Annotated in this window: 20 protein-coding genes; 12 read left to right on the top strand and 8 right to left on the bottom strand. The window is 67.8% G+C overall.

Annotation, left to right across the window (positions count from 1 at the left end):
* Window positions 1–114: 114 nt before the first annotated feature.
* Genes murA through HF203_RS11425 form a run of 6 tightly spaced genes read left to right on the top strand, consistent with a single transcriptional unit; the run spans window position 115 to window position 5,419 of the window.
* Entirely contained in the window at window positions 115–1,377 is a 1,263-nt protein-coding gene (gene murA, locus HF203_RS11450) for a UDP-N-acetylglucosamine 1-carboxyvinyltransferase (RefSeq protein WP_168669953.1), read from the top strand.
* A gap of 12 nt (window positions 1,378–1,389) precedes the next feature.
* Complete coding sequence (gene hisG / locus HF203_RS11445) at window positions 1,390–2,040, top strand: ATP phosphoribosyltransferase (RefSeq protein ID WP_168669785.1); 651 nt, start codon at window positions 1,390–1,392, stop codon at window positions 2,038–2,040.
* A 39-nt stretch (window positions 2,041–2,079) separates the two neighbouring features.
* Window positions 2,080–3,390 (top strand): histidinol dehydrogenase, encoded by a 1,311-nt coding sequence (gene hisD, locus HF203_RS11440; protein WP_168669783.1) that lies wholly within the window; start codon window positions 2,080–2,082, stop codon window positions 3,388–3,390.
* 16 nt (window positions 3,391–3,406) lie between these two features.
* The gene (gene hisC / locus HF203_RS11435) at window positions 3,407–4,492 is read left to right on the top strand and encodes a histidinol-phosphate transaminase (RefSeq protein WP_168669781.1); all 1,086 of its coding nucleotides are present in this window, start codon (window positions 3,407–3,409) and stop codon (window positions 4,490–4,492) included.
* Window positions 4,477–4,992 carry a CIA30 family protein gene (locus HF203_RS11430; protein WP_168669779.1) on the top strand — a complete coding sequence of 172 codons (516 nt, stop codon included), beginning with the start codon at window positions 4,477–4,479 and terminating at the stop codon, window positions 4,990–4,992. The genes hisC and HF203_RS11430 overlap by 16 nt, the downstream gene beginning before the upstream one ends.
* A 7-nt stretch (window positions 4,993–4,999) precedes the next feature.
* Window positions 5,000–5,419: a VTT domain-containing protein gene (locus tag HF203_RS11425; protein WP_168669777.1), complete on the top strand. Its 420-nt coding sequence runs from the start codon at window positions 5,000–5,002 to the stop codon at window positions 5,417–5,419.
* 10 nt (window positions 5,420–5,429) lie between these two features.
* Here the strand turns inward: HF203_RS11425 and HF203_RS11420 are convergent, their stop codons facing one another.
* The 5 genes from HF203_RS11420 to trxA all read right to left on the bottom strand — a co-directional run bounded on the left by HF203_RS11420 (window position 5,430) and on the right by trxA (window position 9,269).
* Window positions 5,430–5,738 carry an AzlD domain-containing protein gene (locus tag HF203_RS11420; protein ID WP_168669775.1) on the bottom strand — a complete coding sequence of 103 codons (309 nt, stop codon included), beginning with the start codon at window positions 5,736–5,738 and terminating at the stop codon, window positions 5,430–5,432.
* Complete coding sequence (locus tag HF203_RS11415; RefSeq protein WP_168669767.1) at window positions 5,735–6,430, bottom strand: AzlC family ABC transporter permease; 696 nt, start codon at window positions 6,428–6,430, stop codon at window positions 5,735–5,737. Before HF203_RS11415 ends, HF203_RS11420 begins: the two co-directional genes overlap by 4 nt.
* A 32-nt stretch (window positions 6,431–6,462) precedes the next feature.
* The gene (locus HF203_RS11410; RefSeq protein ID WP_168669765.1) at window positions 6,463–7,329 is read right to left on the bottom strand and encodes an AraC family transcriptional regulator; all 867 of its coding nucleotides are present in this window, start codon (window positions 7,327–7,329) and stop codon (window positions 6,463–6,465) included.
* A 158-nt stretch (window positions 7,330–7,487) separates the two neighbouring features.
* Window positions 7,488–8,744, bottom strand: coding sequence for a transcription termination factor Rho (rho, locus tag HF203_RS11405; protein ID WP_005224458.1), 1,257 nt, complete (start codon window positions 8,742–8,744; stop codon window positions 7,488–7,490).
* 198 nt (window positions 8,745–8,942) lie between these two features.
* Window positions 8,943–9,269, bottom strand: a complete 327-nt coding sequence (gene trxA, locus HF203_RS11400; protein WP_168669763.1) for a thioredoxin TrxA — start codon at window positions 9,267–9,269, stop codon at window positions 8,943–8,945.
* Window positions 9,270–9,471: 202 nt separating this feature from the next.
* On the opposite strand from trxA, the gene HF203_RS11395 reads away from it, so the two are divergent.
* Window positions 9,472–11,016 carry a DEAD/DEAH box helicase gene (locus HF203_RS11395; protein WP_168669762.1) on the top strand — a complete coding sequence of 515 codons (1,545 nt, stop codon included), beginning with the start codon at window positions 9,472–9,474 and terminating at the stop codon, window positions 11,014–11,016.
* On the opposite strand, the gene yrfG is transcribed toward HF203_RS11395, so the two are convergent.
* The gene (gene yrfG, locus HF203_RS11390; RefSeq protein ID WP_168669759.1) at window positions 10,977–11,699 is read right to left on the bottom strand and encodes a GMP/IMP nucleotidase; all 723 of its coding nucleotides are present in this window, start codon (window positions 11,697–11,699) and stop codon (window positions 10,977–10,979) included. The genes HF203_RS11395 and yrfG overlap by 40 nt on opposite strands.
* A 207-nt stretch (window positions 11,700–11,906) precedes the next feature.
* On the opposite strand from yrfG, the gene nudE reads away from it, so the two are divergent.
* The 5 genes from nudE (at window position 11,907) to HF203_RS11365 (ending at window position 18,969) form a co-directional block, all read left to right on the top strand.
* Window positions 11,907–12,455: an ADP compounds hydrolase NudE gene (gene nudE / locus HF203_RS11385; protein WP_168669757.1), complete on the top strand. Its 549-nt coding sequence runs from the start codon at window positions 11,907–11,909 to the stop codon at window positions 12,453–12,455.
* A 44-nt stretch (window positions 12,456–12,499) separates the two neighbouring features.
* Window positions 12,500–13,513 carry a thioredoxin family protein gene (locus HF203_RS11380; protein WP_168669755.1) on the top strand — a complete coding sequence of 338 codons (1,014 nt, stop codon included), beginning with the start codon at window positions 12,500–12,502 and terminating at the stop codon, window positions 13,511–13,513.
* A 172-nt stretch (window positions 13,514–13,685) separates the two neighbouring features.
* Window positions 13,686–15,785 carry a phosphate acetyltransferase gene (pta, locus tag HF203_RS11375; RefSeq protein WP_168669753.1) on the top strand — a complete coding sequence of 700 codons (2,100 nt, stop codon included), beginning with the start codon at window positions 13,686–13,688 and terminating at the stop codon, window positions 15,783–15,785.
* Complete coding sequence (locus HF203_RS11370) at window positions 15,782–16,996, top strand: acetate/propionate family kinase (protein ID WP_168669751.1); 1,215 nt, start codon at window positions 15,782–15,784, stop codon at window positions 16,994–16,996. The genes pta and HF203_RS11370 overlap by 4 nt, the downstream gene beginning before the upstream one ends.
* 251 nt (window positions 16,997–17,247) lie before the next feature.
* Complete coding sequence (locus HF203_RS11365; RefSeq protein ID WP_168669749.1) at window positions 17,248–18,969, top strand: OmpA family protein; 1,722 nt, start codon at window positions 17,248–17,250, stop codon at window positions 18,967–18,969.
* Window positions 18,970–19,039: 70 nt separating this feature from the next.
* On the opposite strand, the gene yihA is transcribed toward HF203_RS11365, so the two are convergent.
* Both yihA and moaC read right to left on the bottom strand, forming a co-directional pair.
* Window positions 19,040–19,654: a ribosome biogenesis GTP-binding protein YihA/YsxC gene (gene yihA / locus HF203_RS11360; RefSeq protein WP_168669747.1), complete on the bottom strand. Its 615-nt coding sequence runs from the start codon at window positions 19,652–19,654 to the stop codon at window positions 19,040–19,042.
* An 89-nt stretch (window positions 19,655–19,743) separates the two neighbouring features.
* Entirely contained in the window at window positions 19,744–20,229 is a 486-nt protein-coding gene (moaC, locus tag HF203_RS11355; protein ID WP_168669745.1) for a cyclic pyranopterin monophosphate synthase MoaC, read from the bottom strand.
* Window positions 20,230–20,291: the final 62 nt, after the last annotated feature.

Here is a 20,291-nt window from a genome sequence, read left to right as displayed (position 1 = left end):
GTGGATGCTGGAGTAGTGCTCGAGCGTGAGCCGGTGGCGGCGTGTCCGTCGCAATCGAAACAGACAGCGGGCGTGGCTACCAGTGCCTTCGTCCCCGAGGGGTTCGCCGAGACCATGGACAAGTTGCTGATCACCGGTGGTGTCAGACTCGATGGCGTGGTGCAGGCCTCGGGGGCGAAGAATGCGGCGCTGCCGATCCTCGCCGCTACCCTGCTGGCCGACGCGCCGGTGACCCTGACCAATGTGCCGCGGCTGCGCGACATCGCCACCACCCTGGAGCTGCTCGGGCGGATGGGCGCCGCGTTGCGCCGCGAGGGCGACCGGATCGAGGTCGAGCCGCGTACCCTGCATGACTTCGCCGCGCCCTACGAGTTGGTCAAGACCATGCGCGCCTCGATCCTGGTGCTCGGGCCGCTGCTCGCGCGCTATGGTCGTGCCGATGTCTCCCTGCCCGGCGGTTGCGCCATCGGCGCCCGCCCGGTCAACCTGCACATCGAGGGGCTGCGCGCGATGGGCGCCGAGATCGCCGTCGAGGGCGGTTACATCCGTGCCCGCGCGTCTCGGTTGCGCGGGGCGCGGTTGGTGATGGAGATGGTCTCGGTCACTGGCACCGAGAACCTGATGATGGCCGCGGCCTTGGCCGAGGGCGAGACGGTCATCGAGAACGCCGCACGCGAGCCCGAGGTGGCCGATCTCGGCGACTTCCTCAACACCCTGGGGGCGCGTATCGAGGGCGCCGGCAGTGATCGCATCCATATCCACGGCGTCGAGCGCCTCGGCGGTGGCTGCCATCGGGTGATGCCCGATCGTATCGAGACCGGCACCTTCCTGGTCGCCGGCGCCATGACCGGCGGCCGGGTACGGGTCGAGCAGACCTGTCCGGAGTGCCTCGACGTGGTGGTGCAGAAGCTGCGCGAGGCCGGTGCCGAGGTCGCGACCGGCGACGACTGGATCGCTCTCGACATGCACGGTCGTCGTCCGCGCGCGGTCGACCTCCATACCGCCCCGCACCCCGGTTTCCCGACCGACATGCAGGCCCAGTTCTGCGCCCTCAACAGCATCGCCGAGGGCGTCGGCACGGTCACCGAGACCATCTTCGAGAACCGCTTCATGCACGTACCCGAGCTCGAGCGCATGGGCGCCGAGATCCGTATCGAGGGCAACACCGCCATCTGTCGTGGGGTCGAGCGACTGACCGCCGCGCCGGTGATGGCCACCGACCTGCGCGCCTCGGCCGGCCTGGTGCTGGCCGGTCTGGTGGCCGAGGGCGAGACCCTGGTCGATCGCCTCTACCACCTCGACCGCGGGTATGACAACATCGAAGCCAAGCTGCACGCCCTGGGCGCCGATCTGCGGCGGACCTCGGGCGCGGATTAGGACCGCGATATCATGACAGCGAACACCCCCCTGACCATCGCCCTCTCCAAGGGCCGTATCTTCGAGCAGACGCTGCCGCTGTTGGCCCATGCCGGGATCCATCCGCTCGATGACCCGGAGCGCAGCCGCAAGCTGATCCTCGAGACCACGGACGCGCGGGTGAAGTTCGTCATCATCCGCGCCAGTGACGTCCCCACCTATGTGCAATACGGTGCCGCCGATCTCGGCGTCGCCGGTAAGGACGTGCTGCTCGAGCATGGTGGCGAGGGGCTCTACGAGCCACTCGATCTGCGTATCGCCCGTTGTCGGCTAATGGTCGCCGGGCTGCCCGACAGCGTGCCGCCGACCAACCGGCGCATGCGCATCGCCACCAAGTATGTGCGTAGCGCCGAACGCTATTACGCTGCCAAGGGCGAGCAGGTCGATATCATCAAGCTCTATGGCTCGATGGAGCTGGCTCCGCTGGTCGGGCTGGCCGATCGTATCGTCGACCTCGTCGAGAGCGGCAATACGCTCAAGGCCAACGGTCTGGTGCCGCTCGAGCACATCACCGACATCAGCTCGCGGCTGGTGGTCAACAAGGCCGCTTGGAAGATGAAGCACGCCGCCGTCAACGAACTGCTCGAGAGCTTGCGCGCTGCCCTGGCGCCCAATCAGAACTGAATTCTAAGGGTCCGTGGGGACGGACCGGGAGTGACATCCGTGACCGAGATCCAACGTCTTGACACCACCGCCGCCGACTTCCAGGAGCGGCTCGACGGCCTCCTGGCCTGGGAGTCGGTCTCCGACGATCGCGTCCAGCAGACGGTCGCCGAGATCATCCGTGAGGTGCGCGCGCGTGGTGACGCGGCGCTGATCGACTACACCGCCCGCTTCGATCGCTGGACGCCGGCTACCGCTGCCGATCTGGAGATCCCTCGCGCGCGTCTGGCCACTGCCTGGGAGCGTATCCCCGCCGCACAGCGCGAGGCGCTGGAGCTGGCCGCCGCGCGTATCCGCGCCTACGCCGAGCACCAGCGCGGCGAGTCGTGGAGCTTCGAGGAGGCCGACGGCACCCTGCTCGGTCAGCAGGTCACGCCGCTCGACCGTGCCGGGCTCTATGTGCCCGGTGGCAAGGCGGCTTATCCCTCCTCGGTGCTGATGAACGCCATCCCGGCCAAGGTCGCCGGGGTCGCCGAGCTGATCATGGTGGTGCCGACCCCGGACGGCGAACTCAACGAGCTGGTGCTCGCTGCCGCCCACATCGCTGGGGTCGACCGCGCCTTTGCCGTCGGTGGCGCCCAGGCGGTGGCCGCGCTGGCCTACGGTACCGAGTCGGTGCCGCCGGTCGACAAGGTCGTCGGTCCCGGCAACATCTATGTCGCCACCGCCAAGCGTGCGGTGTTCGGCCAGGTCGGCATCGACATGGTCGCCGGCCCCTCCGAGATCCTGGTGGTGTGCGACGGTCAGACCGATCCCGACTGGATCGCCATGGACCTCTTCTCCCAGGCCGAGCACGATCAGGACGCGCAGTCGATCCTGGTGAGCTGGGACCACGACTTCCTCGACCGGGTGACGGCGAGCATCGAGCGCTTGCTGCCGAGCATGGAGCGCGCCGAGATCATCGCCACCGCGCTGCGTGCCCGGGGCGCGCTGATCGCCGCGCGCGATCTCGACGACGCCATCGCGGTGGCCAACCAGATCGCCCCTGAGCACCTCGAGCTGTCGGTGGCCGATCCCCAGGCGGTGGTCGGGCGCATCCGTCACGCCGGTGCCATCTTCATGGGGCGCTATACTGCCGAGGCCCTGGGTGACTACTGCGCCGGCCCCAACCACGTGCTGCCGACCTCGCGCACCGCGCGCTTCTCCTCGCCACTGGGGGTCTACGACTTCCAGAAGCGTTCGAGCCTGATCATGGCCTCGGCGGCCGGTGCCGCCGCGCTCGCCAGCACTGCCGCAGAGTTGGCGCGAGGCGAGGGTCTGACCGCGCACGCCCGCTCGGCCGAGTATCGTGGTGAGGCGCACGTCGAATAACCCCGGCGATGCGATCATGACCACGGTGATCGACGCACTGGTCCGCCCCGAGATCCAGGCCATGCCTGCCTACCGGGTCGCGGCGGCGGACGGGATGATCAAGCTCGACGCGATGGAAAACCCCTACAGCTGGCCCGACGAGTTGAAGGCGGAGTGGCTCGAGGCCCTGCGCGGGCTCGATCTCAACCGCTACCCCGACCCCAATGGCGAGGCGCTGCACGCGGCGCTGCGCGAGACCATGGGGATCGGCCCCGAGTTCGAGCTGTTGCTCGGCAACGGCTCGGACGAACTCATCCAGATGCTGGCGATGACCGTCGGCGGCCCTGGACGGCGGCTGCTGTCGCTCGATCCGGGGTTCGTGATGTACCGTCAGATCGCCCAGTGCGCGGGCATGGAGTACGTCGGCGTGCCGCTGCGCGCCGACTTTGCCATCGACCTGCCGGCGGTGCTCGCAGCGATCGAGCGCGAGCGCCCGGCGCTGATCTTCCTCGCCTATCCCAACAACCCCACCGGCAATCGCTTCGACTCCGAGGACATGGTGCGCATCATCGAGGCCGCCCCCGGTCTGGTGGTGGTCGACGAGGCCTATGCGCCCTTCACCGACACCAGCTTCCTCGGCCTGCTCGGCGACTGGCCCAACCTGCTGGTGATGCGTACCGTCTCGAAGATGGGGCTGGCGGGGTTGCGCCTGGGGTATCTGGTCGGGCCGCGCGAGTGGTTGGCGCAGATCGACAAGACCCGGTTGCCCTACAACGTCAATGTCCTCACCCAGGTCTCGGCGGTGTTCGCGCTGCGTCACAAGGCGCTGCTCGACGCCCAGACCCGGGCGATCCGGGAGGAGCGCGCGCGGCTGTTCGCGGCGCTTGATGCGCTCGACGGCCTGCACCCCTACCCGAGCGAGGCCAACTTCATCCTCGTGCGCACCCCCAGGGGGCGCGCCGGTGGTCTGTTCTCGGCGCTGTGCGAGCGTGGCGTGCTGGTGAAGAACCTCGACGGCAGCGATCCGGCCCTCGCCGACTGTCTGCGCATCACCGTCGGCACCCCGGAGGAGAACGCGGTGCTCGTCGATGCGCTGCGGGCGGCCTTGTGCGCGAGCGGCTGATCGACGACTTCGGCGCCGCCGATGGCCGCTCGTGTCTCGGCACCCGCTGGCGGCTGGTCGCCGACCAGGTGATGGGCGGGCGCTCGCAGGGCGCTCACTGGTACGGCGAGGCGGACGGTCGGCGGGTGCTGTGCATGCGCGGCACGGTGAGCCTGGCCGAGGGTGGCGGCTTCCTCCAGCTGCTGCTGCCGCTCGCCGAGTCTGGGACCCTCGATGCCGGCGACTTCACCGGGGTCTGGCTGCGGGTGCGCGGCAACGGTGAGGACTACAACCTCCATCTCAAGAGCGACGCGCTGCATCACCCCTGGCAGTCCTATCGCGTGGGGTTCACCGCATCCCCGGCGTGGCACACCTGCCATCTGCCCTTCGCCGCGTTCAGGCCGCATCGTGTCGATCGTCCGCTCGACCCGCGCCGCCTGACCCGCCTCGGCGTGGTCGCCATCGGTCGCGCCTTCGAGGCTGAACTCTGTCTCGACGCCATCGGGCTCTATCGCGACTGATCGCGTCGTGCTCGCTGGCTATCTGCTGCTCTTTGTCTCGGCCTTTCTCGCCGCGACCCTGTTGCCGGCCTCCTCCGAGGTCGCCCTCTATGCACTGTTGCAGGCCGGGGCCATGCCCTGGTTGCTGCTGCTCGTCGCCACCCTCGGCAATACCCTGGGCGCGCTGTTCAACTGGTGGCTGGGGCGGGCACTGCTGCGCTTCCAGGGGCGGCGCTGGTTCCGCTTCACCCCGGCGCAGATCGCCGCCGCGCAGACACGCTTCGCCCGCTACGGGGTATGGACCCTGTTGTTCGCCTGGGCGCCGCTGATCGGTGACGCCCTGACCCTGATCGCCGGGGTGATGCGGGTGCCGCTGCGCCTGTTCCTGCCGCTGGTCGCCCTCGGCAAGGGCGCACGCTATGCGCTGATCCTGTGGCTGGCGGGCTGAGCGTCTGTCGCTACCACAGCCGTAGCAGGAAATAGAGCGCCATGCTCAGGGTGACGGTGAGCAGCACGCGGTGGGTGCGCCAGGCGAGCAGCGCGGCCAGGGTGGCGGCGGCGAGTTCGGGGAGGGCGAGGGCGAACCGGCCGGGCTCGCCGTGGATGAATACCACCGGGCCCCAGATCGCGGTGAGCACCGCCGGGCCGGCATAGCGCAGCATGCCGCGCAGATGGCGGTTGAGCCGCAGTGGCAGCGCCGGTTCGAGGAACAGATAGCGGCTGGCGAAGATCACCAGGGTGAGGGTGAGCAGCTCGAACAGGCTCATGGCGCCACCTGCTCGGTGACATAGCCCGCGCCCATCCCCGCCAGCGCGGCGAGCACCAGTCCACCGGGGATCCCCAGATGGGCGGCGAGCACCGCCACCACCAGTGCGCTCAGTGCCGCGACCCACAGTGCTCGGTCGATCAGGTTGGGCACGACGATGGCGATGAAGGTCGCTGCCACCGCGAACTCCAACCCCAGCGCCTCGATCCCAGGCAGGGTCTCGCCCATCACCACCCCGACCAGGGTCGCCAGGTTCCACACCAGATAGAAGACCAGCCCGGCGCCGAGCATGTACCAGCGGTCGAAGGCGGGGGCGTCGTGACGGGTGCAGACGGCAAACAGCTCGTCGGTGAGGAGAAAGCCCAGCGGCAGGCGCCAGCGCAGCGGCAGCGCGCCGACCCGGTCACGCAGGCTGAGGCCGTAGAGCAGGTGCCGGGCGGTGATGAAGGCGGTGGCCAGCAGCATGGCGGCGAGCGAGGCGCCATCCTGACCCATGCCGATCACCACCAGCTGGACCGCGCCGGCGAACAGGATCAGCGACAGCGCCTGGCCCTCGAGCGGCGAGAGCCCGGCGCTGACGGCATAGGAGCCGGCGAGTAGCCCCCAGGGGACGACCGCCAGACAGAGTGGCGCGATCGCTACCGCGCCGCGCGCGAGGCGTCTGCCGGGATGGGGGAGTGGTGCTGCGTTCATCGATCTCTGGCGCTGTTAGGGTGCGCTCGAGCCTAGCGCTTGCGGGGGCACGGCGTCTTGTACGTTCTTGAGCGGTACTGGGTGAGATACTGCCCCGGGGTGATGCCCAGGGCGCGTTTGAAGTGACGGTGCAGATGGCTCTGGTCGTGGAAGCCGGCGGCGCAGGCCGCCGCGCCGATCGGCGTGCCCTGGCGCAGCAGCGCGGCGGCCCGTCTGAGCCGGACCTGGACCTGGTAGGCGTGCGGTGGCAGGCCGTAGCGACGGTGGAAGGCGCGCACCAGGTGCGCCGGGCTGCAACCGGCGAGTCGCGCCAGCGCGGCGAGCGGGATCTCGTCCTCGGGGGTTTGTTCGAGCCGGTCGCGTACGCGTTCCAGCCGGGGATCGAGGTGGGCCACCTCCGGGGTGAGCCGCATCCCGGCATGTCGCCGCATCAGTTGTGCCAGGACGGCATGGAGTGCGGTGTCGCGCGCGAGCCGGTCACCGGGGTGGGCGAGCAGGCTGAAGAGCGCGCGCAGCCGACGGGCGAGGGCCGGATCGTGCACCACTGGCGAGCGGAACCAGGGGGCGCGGCGAGCGGGCTGGCCGAGTGCGTGCCACACCTGCTCGAACTGCTCGGGAGTGGGGTAGAGCGCGCGATAGGCCCAGCCACCGGTGCTGGCGGCGTGTCCGGTGTGGATGGTGTCGGCGTTGACGAGGATGAGGCTGTCGGGCGGGGCGAGGTGATCGGCGCCAGCGTTGAAGAAGCCCTGGGTGCCGCGCTCGATCAGGGCGATGCTGTAGCCGGCGTGGGCATGGCGCGAGAAGCGCTGGTGGACATAGCTCGCGCTCAGCCATTCGAGGCCTCCGAGTGCATCGCCGAGATGGAAGTGGACATGCTCTGTGGCCGATGCGGTGTCCATGTGTGCTGGGACGGGTGGTGATGGGGGCGCGTCGGTCGCTGTGCCGGTGTCGCGTCGGCGCCTGGATCGCGTCCTTGGGACCCGCGCCATCGTTGGGGGGGATGGCGCGACGATGACGCCGCGCGCCAGGCGTATCTTGGGGCGGGTTGGGTGCCCGCTCAGCCCTTCATCGAGGAGAAGAACTCGTCGTTGGTCTTGGTCGCCTTGAGCTTGTCGAAGAGAAACTCCATGGCCGCCAATTCGTCCATCGGGTGCAGGATCTTGCGCAGGATCCACATCTTTTGCAGCTCCGCCGGGCCCATCAGCAGCTCCTCGCGGCGGGTGCCGGAGCGGTTGATGTTGATCGCCGGGAAGATGCGGCGCTCGGCGATGCGGCGATCCATGTGGATCTCCATGTTGCCGGTGCCCTTGAACTCCTCGTAGATGACGTCGTCCATGCGCGAGCCGGTGTCGACCAGCGCGGTGGCGATGATGGTGAGGCTGCCGCCCTCCTCGACGTTGCGCGCGGCACCAAAGAAGCGCTTGGGACGCTGCAGTGCGTTGGCGTCGACACCACCGGTGAGCACCTTGCCCGAGGAGGGCACCACGGTGTTGTAGGCGCGTGCCAGACGGGTGATGGAGTCGAGCAGGATGACCACGTCCTTCTTGTGCTCGACCAGGCGCTTGGCCTTCTCGATCACCATCTCGGCGACCTGGACGTGACGGGTGGCCGGTTCGTCGAAGGTCGAGGAGATGACCTCGCCGCGCACCGAACGGGCCATCTCGGTGACCTCTTCCGGACGCTCGTCGATGAGCAGCACGATCAGGTAGCAGTCGGGGTGGTTGTGACCGATCGACTGGGCGATGTTCTGCAGCATCATGGTCTTACCGGCCTTCGGCGGCGAGACGATGAGGCCGCGCTGGCCCTTGCCGATGGGGGCGACCAGGTCGATGGTGCGGGCGGTGATGTCCTCGGTGCTGCCGTTACCGACCTCGAGGGTGAGCCGCTCCTGGGCGAACAGCGGGGTGAAGTTCTCGAACAGGATCTTCGACTTGGCGTTCTCGGGGCGGTCGAAGTTGATGTCCGAGACCTTGAGCAGGGCGAAGTAGCGCTCGCCGTCCTTGGGCGGACGGATCTTGCCTGAGATGGTATCGCCGGTGCGCAGCGCGAAGCGCCGGATCTGGCTGGGGGAGACATAGATGTCGTCGGGGCCGGCGAGATAGGAGGCGTCGGCCGAGCGCAGGAACCCGAATCCGTCCTGCAGGATCTCGAGCACGCCGTCGCCGTAGATGTCCTCGCCACGCTTGGCCTGTGCCTTGAGGATGGCGAAGATCAGGTCCTGTTTGCGAGAGCGTCCGACACCTTCGATGTCCATCGATTGGGCAAGGGCAACCAGCTCGGGTACAGGCGTCTTCTTGAGTTCGGTTAGATTCATCACGGTTATCGTTAAAGACAGAGGTCGTGGCTGGTGGGCAGCGCCCCGCGAGAAGGTCGGTGTCGCGAGAGGATGCGGCTGCAGGACGGCAGCCCACCGGAGAGGGGGCGTCCGGGCGGACGCCCCGTGGAAAAAATTAGAAAATCGATCGCCTCGAACGCGCGGGTGTCCCCGGGCGTGCTGGTTGGGTGCCGGGTGTCAGAGGTTGCTGTCGATGAATGCGGTCAGTTGTGACTTGGAGACGGCGCCTACCTTGGTCGCCTCGACCTCGCCGGCGCGGAACAGCATCAACGTGGGGATGCCGCGAATGCCGTAACGGGGTGGGGTGTTGGGATTGTCGTCGATGTTGAGCTTGGCGACCTTGAGGCGGCCGTCGTATTCGGCGGCGATCTCGTCGAGGACCGGGGCGATCATCTTACAGGGGCCGCACCAGTCGGCCCAGTAGTCTACGAGCACCGGCTTGGAGGATTTCAGCACCTCTTCCTCGAAGGTCTCATCGGTCACGTGGACGATGCTGTCGCTCACTGAAGTCGTCTCCCGTTGATTTCGTGTGGGTGAAGGGCGTGAGAACTCGCCGTTGAGGCGTCGCGCGGGTCGGCTGTGGAGCGGGCGGGCGAATTGGCGTTGATATGGGCCCTTGGGTAAGATGCTATTTGATCCAAAGCGAAGAGAATTTGCAAGCCTTGCCCGCCCGCGAGGTCAGTAGCTCAGGGATACTCGAAACGTCATGACAGACACACACCTCTCCCAGACGCGCCTCGACTCGCTGGCGCTCGATCCGCGGATCCTCGCGGGTCTCGCCGAGACCGGTTTCACCCACTGTACACCGATTCAGGCCGAGACCCTGCCGATCGCGCTGGAGGGGCATGACATCGCCGGCCAGGCACAGACCGGCACCGGCAAGACCGCGGCCTTCCTGCTGGCGACCATGCAGCGGCTGCTCGGCCATCCTGCCGAGCCGCGCGATGCCGCCGACACCATCTGTCGGCCGCGGGCGCTGATCCTCGCCCCGACCCGCGAGCTGGCGGTGCAGATCCACAAGGATGCGCTCGCCCTCGGCGCCCACACCGGGTTGCGCCTGGGGCTGGCCTACGGTGGCACCGGCTACCAACGGCAGCGCGATGAGCTGGCCGCCGGGGTCGATATCCTCATCGGTACCCCGGGGCGGTTGATCGACTACTTCAAGCAGCGGGTGTTCGACCTGCGTGGCATCGAGGTGGTGGTGCTCGACGAGGCCGATCGCATGTTCGACCTCGGCTTCATCAAGGACATCCGCTACCTACTGCGGCGGATGCCGCCGCCCGAGTCGCGCCAGGGACTGCTGTTCTCGGCCACGCTCTCCTACCGGGTCACCGAGTTGGCCTACGAGCACATGAACCAGCCGCGCCTGATCAAGATCGAGACCGAGCAGGTCACCGCCGATCGGGTGCGCCAATGCTGCTACATGACCGCTAACGAGGAGAAGATCCCGCTGCTGGTCGGACTGGTGCGTGGCTGGCTCGAGGGCGATGCGCGGATCATGGTCTTCGTCAACACCAAGCGGGCGGCCGATCGTGTCTGGGGCTATCTGCAGGGCAATGGCGTCAACACCGGCGTGCTCTCGGGGGATGTCCCGCAGAAACAGCGGTTGCGCCTGCTGCGCGAGTTCACCGAGGGCTCGCTACCGGTGTTGGTCGGCACCGACGTGGCCGCGCGTGGGCTGCATATCCCCGACGTTACCCACGTGGTCAATTTCGACCTGCCCGAGGACCCGGAGGACTACGTCCACCGCGTCGGGCGCACCGCACGTGCCGGTGCCGCGGGCGATGCCGTGGGTTTCGTCTGCGAGACCTATGCCTTCTGCCTGCCCGACATCGAGTCCTTCATTGGTGCCAAGATCCCGGTCGAGCCGGTCGATCCGGCGCTGCTCGCCGCGGTCGATCCCGGCAGTCGGTTGCGTCCCGAGCGGGTGCGCCGCGACACGCGTCGTAGCGACGAGCGTTCCTCAGGTGACCGCGCCCGGCGGCCGCGTGGCTCCGAGACCACGACCTCGACCGGGCAACCGTCGCGCTCGCGCCGTCCGCGTCCCGCCAAGCCGTCTCCTGCCGAGTCCCCCGCGTCTGCGGCCTCGACCGATCCCGCCGCTGCTCCCGCCCCCCAGTCTCCCGCCCCCGAGCTCGCCGTGACCGAGGCGCCGCGTAAGAAGCGTCGGCGACGTCGACGCAAGCCGGCCGCCAACCGTGGCGACGGTGTTCAGTCGCCGCGTCCCGTGGAGGTCGAGCCGGTCGACTGAGCCGCCGTCAGCCCTGGGATCAATTCACCGAAGCCGGTGATGGTGGTAAAGCCATCGACCGGGCGCGGCGTGTGCCGCGAGTCCGGTGCGCCGACGGCGAGCAGCCAGTCGAAGCCGTAGTCGCGCGCGGCGCGCAACACTCGTGGATTGTCGTCGACGAACAGGGTGCGTGTGGCGTCGAAGGGCTCGATCGCCTGTAGCCGCGACCAGAATCCCGGCGTCTCCTTGACCGCGCCGAGGTCATGGGCGCAGATGATGTGCTCGAAGTGACCGGCGAGACGGGTGCGCTCGAGCTTGAGCGCGAGCGCGCGCTGATGGGCGTTGGTCACTAACACCCGGCGCCTGCCGCGCGCGCCGAGCAGTTCGAGGAACTCGATCACCCGTGGATGGACGGCGATCAGGTGCTCGACCTCGCGCTTGAGCAGGGCGACGTCGAAGCCGAGTTCGCGGCTCCAGTGATCGAGACAGTACCACTCGATGGTACCGGTGAGATCGTGATAGCGGGCGTGCAGTTCGGCCTTGGCCGTGGCCACCGGGATGCCGCGCGCCTCGGCGTAGCGCCGGGGCATGTGCTCGAGCCAGAAGTGGTTGTCGAAGTGCAGATCGAGCAGGGTGCCGTCCATGTCGAGGAAGACGGCGTCGATCCGCGTCCAGTCGATGTCGATGCGGTCCTGGTAGGTCATGTGTCGTGCCGGCGGTTGGGATGCGATGGGGTGCCGCGACCCCTCGCGGGGGGCGGCCACGCGACAGAGCATGCCCGATGGCCGGGCACGGTGCCAACCCCGCTCGCCCGTGCAGGATGGCGCCATGTCGGTCGCCGGTATGGTGTTTGGTGGTGTGCGTCCGATCGTGGGGCGCACCCACCCCTTGTCCCTGTGAAGGAGTCCCTGATGCGGTCCAAACCCAAGATCCTCGCCCGCCGGCTGGTCGCCGAGAGTCGACTGTTCCGGGTCGAGCAGATCGATCTGGAGTTCGCCAATGGCGCGCGGCGTACCTATGAGCGGGTGCCCGGTAGTGGCAACGACTCGGTGATGATCGTGCCGATGCTCGATGCCGAGACGGTGTTGCTGATCCGCGAGTACGGCGCCGGCAGCGAGCGCTATGAACTCGGCCTGCCCAAAGGGGTGGTGGAGCCCGACGAGCATCCACTCGCTGCCGCCAACCGTGAACTCCAGGAGGAGGTCGGGCATGGGGCGCGGACGCTGCGGATCATCGATCGGGTCTCGCTGGTGCCCGGCTATATCGCCCATCGCAGCCTGATCGTACTCGCCCAGGACCTTTACCCGAGTCGCCTGCCGGGCGACGAGCCCGAGGAGATTGAGGTGGTACCCTGGCGCCTGGACGCGCTCGACGCGCTGCTGGCGCGTGAGGACTTCGACGAGGCGCGCGCCATCGCCGCACTCTTCCTCGCGCAGCGCGCGCTCGCCGCCGGGGACTGAGCGTCGCGCCGCCACCGCTGAGGTCGATATCGGGAGGGATCCGCATGACCATCATTCGTGTATTGCTGGCCTCGCTGCTGGTGGTGGCAATGGTCGCTGCGGTGGCAGAGGAGGGCGGCGAGGCCTTCGACGACCGTCCGCGCGCGACCCTGTTGGCGCATCCCGATTGGTTCACCGAGACCCTGTTCGATCTCCCCGATGACCTGGCCGGGGCGGTGGCGGCGGGCAAGCGCGGGCTGATGGTCTATTTCGGTCAGCGCCGCTGTGCCTATTGTCACCTGTTGATGGAGGAGGTGTTTGGGCGCGCTGATATCCGTGACTACACCCGCCGTCATTTCGACGTGGTCGCGCTCGATGCCTGGGGTGTGGCTGAGGTCACCGCGATCGATGGTACGGTGCTCAGCGAACGCGCGCTGGCACTGCGCGAGCAGGCCGACTTCACCCCCGCGATCCTGTTCTACGCCGCCGATGGCCGCCTGGCGTTGCGCCTGCGTGGCTATTACCCGCCCTATCAGTTCCGCGCCGCGCTCGAATACGTCGCCGATGGTCACTATCGACGCGAGTCCTTCCGGGATTACCTCGCCCGGGGGGACAATCGTCTGGTGTTCGAACTCGACGCGCTCAACGAGGCCGATTTCTTCCATGCGCCACCGCACAATCTCGATCGCCGTTTCCCCAGCGATCGACCACTGGCGGTGTTCTTCGAGCGCGGTGAGTGTCATGCCTGCGACGTGCTCCACGGCCAGGTGTTGCGCGCCTCCGGGCTGGATGCCTATTTCACCCGGATCGATGCGGTGCAACTCGACATCGACAGCGCCACCCCGGTGATCACCCCCGAGGGTCGGCGCCGACTGGCGCGTGACTGGGCCGCCGAGTTGGGGGTGTTCTACGCCCCCTCGCTGTTGTTCTTCGACGAGCGCGGGCGGGAGCTGCTGCGAGTCGATTCGGTGGCGAGCTTCTACCGCCTCGGGCGGGTGCTCGAATATATCGACAGTCGCGCCTATCGCACTGTCTCCTATGGTGTTTGGCGCAGCCGCCCAGGGGGGATGATGGACTGAGAGTTGGTCTTTCGTGTACGGCGCGAGTGTTGAAAAAAACAGGGGGTCCGGCGCTACGTCATTGAAATAGCGCGCTCCCAGTATGGGTATTATCTGTTATTTTTCCGCGTCGCTGTTTTTGACGGTCTGACGATTCGCCTCGCGATCGCCATGCCCCGTAAGAGGAAGAATAATGCAAAGCGTCTATATCGCCGGCGCCGGACGTGGTAGCGGTAAATCCGTGGTCGTGCTCGGCTTCATGGAGATGCTCTCATCGGTCAAGCAGAAGGTCGGATTCTTTCGTCCCTTTGCCCCGCAGGGGGCCGCCGAGGACAATCTGACCGCGCTGATCCGCAGTCGCTACGACCTGCCGTTCCCGTCGGAGATGCTCTATGGCTGCACGGTCGAGACCGCGCGTCAGTTGATCGGTAGTGGTCGTTACGACGAACTGCTGAAGCTGATCCTCAACAAGTTCAAGATGCTCGAGGAGCGCTGCGATCTGGTGGTCTGCGCCGGGACCGATTACAACGGTCTGATCCCGTCGCTCGAACTCGGTTTCAACGCCGACCTGGCGAGCCACTTCGGCTGTGGCCTGGTGGCGGTGGTCAAAGGGTTCGGCCGTACCCCGCAGGAGGCGCAGGATGCGCTGCACATCGCCCACGAGCTGATGCGCGAGCGTGGCGGCGACTTCCTGGTGAGCATCGTCAACGGCGTCGAGCCCGACTGTGTCGAGACGGTCAAGGAACGGGCTCGCGATCTGCTCACCGACAAGGAGAACGTCTGCGTCATCCCCGAGGATCGTGAACTCGGCAGACCGACCATGGGCGAGATCTGTCAGGCGCTGGGCGCCGATCGTCTCTATGGTGATGACGACGCCATGAACCAGCTGGTCTCCAGCTACAAGATCGCCGCCATGGCGGTGCCCGACTTCCTCGGCTATGTCGAGGACGGGAGCCTGATCATCACCCCGGGCGATCGCGCCGACATCATCCTCGCAAGCCTTGCCGCCGATGCCTCGACCGCCTTCCCGCGGGTAGCCGGGTTGCTGCTCACCGGTGGCATGGCGCCCTCGGAGAAGGTCCGTCAACTCATCGAGGGGTTGCGCCGCACCAAGGTCGCCATCCTCCAGGTGCCGGCCGATACCTTCACCACGGCGATGAACCTGCACGCCATCGAGTCGACCATCCTCCCCGGCGACGCGCGCAAGATCGCTGCTGCGCTGGGGTTGTTCGAGGCGCATGTCGATGTCGACGACCTGCGCACTCGGCTCACCGGGCGGCGCTCTGAGCGGGTTACCCCGCTGATGTTCGAGTACGAGCTGATCCAGCGTGCCAAGTCGCGGCGTCAGCGCATCGTGTTACCCGAGGGCAACGACGAGCGGGTGCTGCGTGCCGCCGAGATCCTGATGCTGCGTCAGGTCGCCGACCTCACGCTGCTCGGCAATCCCGACGAGATCCAGCACAGCATCGACGAACTCGGGCTCAAGCTCGAGGGGATCCGTATCCTCGATCCGACCGCCGCGCCCGAGCGTGAACGCTATGCCAAGGCCTACTACGAGCTGCGCCGGCACAAGGGGATCTCCGAGCAGATGGCGCTCGACGTGCTCGAGGATGTCAGCTACTTCGGCACCATGATGGTGCACATGGGGGATGCCGACGGCATGGTCTCGGGCGCGGTCCACACCACCCAGCACACCATCCGGCCGGCCTTCGAGACGGTCAAGACCAAGCCCGGTGTCGAGTTGGTCTCGAGCGTGTTCTTCATGTGTCTGCCCGACCGGGTGCTGGTCTATGGCGATTGCGCGGTCAACCCCAACCCGACCGCCGAGCAGCTCGCTGAGATCGCGGTGACCTCGGCCGAGACCGCTGCGGCCTTCGGCATCGAGCCGCGGGTGGCGATGCTCTCCTATTCGAGCGGCAGCTCGGGCAAGGGCGAGGACGTCGAGCGGGTGCGCGAGGCGGCGCGACTCGCCCGCGAGCGTCGCCCCGAACTCAAGCTCGAGGGCCCGATCCAGTACGACGCCGCCGTCGACGTCAATGTCGCGCGCTCGAAGATGCCCGACAGCGAGGTCGCCGGCCATGCCTCGGTGCTGGTGTTCCCCGATCTCAACACCGGCAACAACACCTACAAGGCAGTGCAGCGCAGCGCCGGGGCGGTGGCCATCGGTCCGGTGCTCCAGGGGCTCAACAAACCGGTCAACGATCTCAGCCGTGGTTGTACCGTGACCGATATCATCAATACTGTCGCCATTACCGCCATCCAGGCGCAGACCCAACAGGAGACCCTGGCATGAAGGTGCTGGTCCTCAATTCGGGAAGTTCCTCGATCAAATATCAGCTCTTCCGTAGCGCCGACTGGGCGACCATCGCCTCGGGACTGGTGGCGCGTATCGGTGAGACCGAGGGTGAGCTGCGTCTCGAATGGCTCGATGCCGATGGTGTGATGCAGCGCGCCCAGGACGATCTCGCCGTACCCTCGCACCAGGAGGGCATCGACTTCATCGTCGAGACGCTGCAGTCGCACGGCGTGCTCGGCGACGTCTCCGAACTCAGCGCCATCGGCCACCGGGTGGTCCACGGCGGACCGCACTTCAAGCACCCGGTGATCGTCGATGCCGACGTCCTCGCCGAACTGCACGAGGTGATCCCGCTGGCCCCGCTGCACAACCCCGGTCATCTCGCCGGGATCGAGGTCGCGCGCAAGCACTTCCCGAGCGTCCCATCGGTGGTGGTGTTCGATACCGCCTTCCATCAGACCATGCCGCCGACGGCCTACCGTTATGCGATCCCGGAGTATCTCTACACCGAGCATCGTATCCGTCGCTACGGCTTCCATGGCACCTCGCACCACTATGTCGCCAAGCGTGCCGCCGAGCTGCTCGGCAAGCCGCTGACACAGTGCAACCTGATCACCATGCACCTCGGCAACGGCGCCAGCGCCAGCGCCATCCGCAACGGTCGCTGTGTCGATACCTCGATGGGGCTGACCCCGCTCGAGGGGTTGATGATGGGCACGCGTTGCGGCGACATGGACCCGGCGGTGCCGATCTATCTGAGCAAGCACCTCGGGCTCAACGCCGAGGCGATCGATCACATGCTCAATCGCCAGAGCGGCCTGGTCGGGATCTGTGGCGTCAACGACATGCGTGAGGTGGTGCGCCTGGCCGAGCGTGGCAACGAGCGCGCCGAGCTGGCGTTGGGGATGGTCACCCATCGTCTGAAGAAGTACATCGGTGCCTATTACGCCGAACTCGGCGCGGTCGACGCCATCATCTTCACCGGTGGCATCGGTGAGAACTCCGCCGAAGTCCGCGCCGGTGCCTGCGAGGGGCTCGAGCGGTTGGGGATCGTCCTCGACACTGCGGCCAACGCCGGGCGCGCCAGTGACGCCGGGCTGCGTATCAGTGCCGCCGAGAGCCAGGTGCAGATGTGGGTGATCCCCACCAACGAGGAGTTGGAGATTGCCCAGCAGACGCTGGCCACGGTGCAGCGCAAGCGGCGCTGATTGCAGTCTCGACAATCGTGACGGCCAGGGTGACCTAGCCCCGGTGCCGACCGATCGGTGCGCGGCGCGTCGGGGAGACCCACGCGCCGCGTGCGTTTCGGTAGGGGGCTGTCCGGCACGCTGGTGCGGCGGGTGTGCGGTGGGTGCCGCAAATGCGGGATAATCGTCGTTCCAACCGTGGTCCGTTTGGGGTTTTCCCGTCGGCCGCGCACGAGAACAACGACCGAACGAGCCACCCCAAGGAGGTGACGATGTCCGATACCAGCTCCACGTTCTGGAGGCCGGTTGCGCTGTTCCTGCTGGTCGCCCTGATCGGCGTGTATCTGCTCTATGAGTGGTATGATGACCGGCTCTACGAACAGCTCGATACCCAAGAGCAGGCGCTCGCCGAGGCCGCTGGCCATGCCCGTCAGCTCGACGTCGAGTTGGCAGAGGCGGTGTCGCGTCGCGATGCGCTGAGCCTCGAACTCGAGCAGTTGCGCCTCGATCACGACACCACGCTCGCCGCACTCGAGCAGCGCCTGGCAACGCTGCGAGCCGACAAGGAGGCCTTGGAACAGCGTTATCAGACGTTGCACGAGCGTCATCAGTCGATGGCGGCCGATCTCGACTCCGAACGTGCCCAGGCCAGTGGTGCCTATGCTGAACTCGAGGCGCGTTACCAACAGGCCGAGGCGACCATCGCGACCTTGCGTGACGATCTCTCCCGGGTCCATGAGGCGATCGCCGCCACCGCGGCCGAGCATCGCGCCCACATCGAGACCCTGGAGCGTCATCTCAACGAGCGCATCCACCTCTCCACCACCACCCCGATGGACGCCGAGCTGCTGCGTCTGGCACAGAACCTCGGGGTCGTACCCTCGGAGGCCGACCGGCAGGCCATCGCCGAACTCAAGACCAAGCTCGAGCTGCTGCAAGAGGACTATGCCGCCGCCCGCGCCAAGCACGAGGCCGACCGAGCCCATCTGCAGCAGGCGCTGGAACAGGCCGAGGCCCGTGCCGCGGCACGAGAGGCCGAGCTCGATGAGCTCAAGCGCGCCTATGGCGAGGCCTTGGCGGCGCTCGAGGCCCGTCCGAGCGAGGACGGTGACGATGACGCGGTGGCCCGGCTCGCCGAGCTGAACCGGACCCTGGCCGAGCGTGAGGCGCGCATCGCCGAACTCGAAGAGCGTTTGGTCGCCGTCGGGCAGCAGCGCGCCGAGGCCAGCGCCGCCCTGGCCGCGCGCCCGAGTGCACAGCAGCTGACCGAACTCGAGACCGCCCTGGCCGCGGCACGGACCCGGATCGAGGGGCTTGAGGCCGAGCTGACGAGCGCTGCCGCTGGCGCCGCTGACGAGGCCGTGCTGCGCGAGCAGCTGATGGCGCGCGAGGCGCGGGTCGTCGAGCTGGAGTCCACCCTTGCCGAACTCGAGGCTGACCACCAGGCGTTACGCGCCGAGCTCGCCGCGCAGCAGGCGCGCTTGGTCGAGGACGATGCCGCGCTCGCCGCGCAGGCCGACGACATCGAGATCGACGCGCAGGTCGAGACGCTGACCACGGCTCTCGCCGCCGAGCGCGAGCGGACCGCCCAGGTGCGTGCGCTCTATCAGCGTCTCGCCGAGCTGGGCGCGAGCTACAGCGAACAAGGGATGCGGCTGCGTCTGGCCAACGACACCCTGCGCTTCCCCACTGGCGCGGCGACCCTGCCGGCCGACGAGTTGCCGGTGCTCGACCAGATCGTTGCGCTGCTCGCCGACAATCCGGGGCTGACCCTGCGCATCGTCGGCCACACCGATAGCGCTGGCAGCGATGCCCTCAACCTCGAACTCTCGCGCCAGCGGGCCGAGGCCGTCCGCGCCGGCCTGATCGAGCGTGGTCTCGATCCCGAGCGGGTCGAGGCCGAGGGGGTCGGTGAGGCCGGACCGATCGCCAGCAATGCCACTGCGCGTGGTCGTGCCAGCAACCGTCGGGTCGAGGTCTATGTGATCGAGTGATCCGCTGGCGCCGCCCGTCGCGGTGGCGCACGGCACGGGCCCGGGTCAACCGGGCCCGCGCCCTCCTGCCTCAGTCGGTGAGTTCCTCGCCGACCGCCAGCCGGGCATCGAGCCAGGCGTGCACGTCCTCCACGCCCTGGCGTTCGAGCGACGAGAAGCGCTGTACCGTGATCAGGTCGCCGGCCTCGCGCAGCTCCCTGGCCACCGCCAGCTCGGCGGCGCGTGCCGCGCCCTTGCGGTACTTGTCGGCCTTGGTCAGCAGCAGCAACAGCGGCAGCTCGGCCTCCAGCCCCCAGGTGATCATCTGCCGGTCGAAGGCCGAGAGCGGGTGACGGATGTCCATCACCACCACCAGCCCGGCGAGCGCGCGTCGCTCGATCAGATAGGTGGCCAGGTGTTGCTGCCACTGGCGCTTGACCGATTCGGCGACCTTGGCGTAGCCGTAACCGGGCAGGTCGACCAGCCGGCGTTGCTCGTCGAGTTCGAAGAACACCAGGTGCTGGGTGCGACCCGGGGTCTTGCTGGTACGTGCCAGGGCCTTCTGGTGACAGAGGGCGTTGATGGCACTCGACTTGCCCGCGTTGGAACGGCCGGCGAAGGCGACCTCGCGGCCCTGATCGGCCGGTGCCTGATCGATCCGCGGGACCGAGGTGAGGAAGTGAGCGCGTTGATAGAAGGGATTCATCGGATGCGTGCCGGGTTGGTCGCCGTCTGCGCGGCGAGGATGGCGTCTGGCGCCGGGATGGATAGGGATGCCGCAGCGGTGCGGCGGCGTCAAGCCTGATCGGGGCGCCGCCAGTGGCCGGAACGTCCGCCATGCTTTTCGAGCAGGCGCACCTGCTCGATGGACATGGCGCGATCGCGCGCCTTGCACATGTCGTAGATGGTCAGCAGCGCGACCTGGACGGCGCACAACGCCTCCATCTCCACCCCGGTGGGCGCGGTGGTCTCGACCCGGGCCTGGCAGTCGATGGCGCTGGCCTCGAGGTCGGGGGCGAAGGCGATCTCCACCCGCGAGAGCGCGAGCGGATGACAGAGCGGGATCAGGTCGGCGGTCCGTTTGGCACCCATGATCCCGGCAATCCGTGCGACCCCGAGCACATCGCCCTTGTCGGCGCCGCCCTGGCGGATGCGCGCGAGGGTGGCGGGGTGCATGCGAATACGGCCGGCGGCGAGTGCGCTGCGGCGAGTTGCCGGTTTGTCGCCGACATCGACCATGCGCGCCGCGCCCTGCTCGTCGAAGTGGGTCAACTCGTCCATCGCCAGGGCTCCATGGGGCCGCGGGGGGGGGGGGGGGGGGGGGGGGGGGGGGGGGGGGGGGG

Origin of the sequence: Marichromatium bheemlicum (genome assembly GCF_012276755.1) — a bacterium.
Lineage (GTDB): Bacteria > Pseudomonadota > Gammaproteobacteria > Chromatiales > Chromatiaceae > Marichromatium > Marichromatium bheemlicum.
This window is presented reverse-complemented; position numbering and strand designations above follow the sequence as displayed.

Bases quoted from the DNA above. Each gene is read 5' to 3' on its own strand.
- murA (WP_168669953.1), top strand. From the start codon at position 115: ATGGACAAGTTGCTGATCACCGGTGGTGTCAGACTCGATGGCGTGGTG.
- hisG (WP_168669785.1), top strand. From the start codon at position 1,390: ATGACAGCGAACACCCCCCTGACCATCGCCCTCTCCAAGGGCCGTATC.
- hisC (WP_168669781.1), top strand. From the start codon at position 3,407: ATGACCACGGTGATCGACGCACTGGTCCGCCCCGAGATCCAGGCCATG.
- HF203_RS11420 (WP_168669775.1), bottom strand. From the start codon at position 5,738: ATGAGCCTGTTCGAGCTGCTCACCCTCACCCTGGTGATCTTCGCCAGC.
- HF203_RS11415 (WP_168669767.1), bottom strand. From the start codon at position 6,430: ATGAACGCAGCACCACTCCCCCATCCCGGCAGACGCCTCGCGCGCGGC.
- HF203_RS11410 (WP_168669765.1), bottom strand. From the start codon at position 7,329: ATGGACACCGCATCGGCCACAGAGCATGTCCACTTCCATCTCGGCGAT.
- rho (WP_005224458.1), bottom strand. From the start codon at position 8,744: ATGAATCTAACCGAACTCAAGAAGACGCCTGTACCCGAGCTGGTTGCC.
- HF203_RS11395 (WP_168669762.1), top strand. From the start codon at position 9,472: ATGACAGACACACACCTCTCCCAGACGCGCCTCGACTCGCTGGCGCTC.
- yrfG (WP_168669759.1), bottom strand. From the start codon at position 11,699: ATGACCTACCAGGACCGCATCGACATCGACTGGACGCGGATCGACGCC.
- nudE (WP_168669757.1), top strand. From the start codon at position 11,907: ATGCGGTCCAAACCCAAGATCCTCGCCCGCCGGCTGGTCGCCGAGAGT.
- HF203_RS11380 (WP_168669755.1), top strand. From the start codon at position 12,500: ATGACCATCATTCGTGTATTGCTGGCCTCGCTGCTGGTGGTGGCAATG.
- pta (WP_168669753.1), top strand. From the start codon at position 13,686: ATGCAAAGCGTCTATATCGCCGGCGCCGGACGTGGTAGCGGTAAATCC.
- HF203_RS11370 (WP_168669751.1), top strand. From the start codon at position 15,782: ATGAAGGTGCTGGTCCTCAATTCGGGAAGTTCCTCGATCAAATATCAG.
- HF203_RS11365 (WP_168669749.1), top strand. From the start codon at position 17,248: ATGTCCGATACCAGCTCCACGTTCTGGAGGCCGGTTGCGCTGTTCCTG.
- yihA (WP_168669747.1), bottom strand. From the start codon at position 19,654: ATGAATCCCTTCTATCAACGCGCTCACTTCCTCACCTCGGTCCCGCGG.
- moaC (WP_168669745.1), bottom strand. From the start codon at position 20,229: ATGGACGAGTTGACCCACTTCGACGAGCAGGGCGCGGCGCGCATGGTC.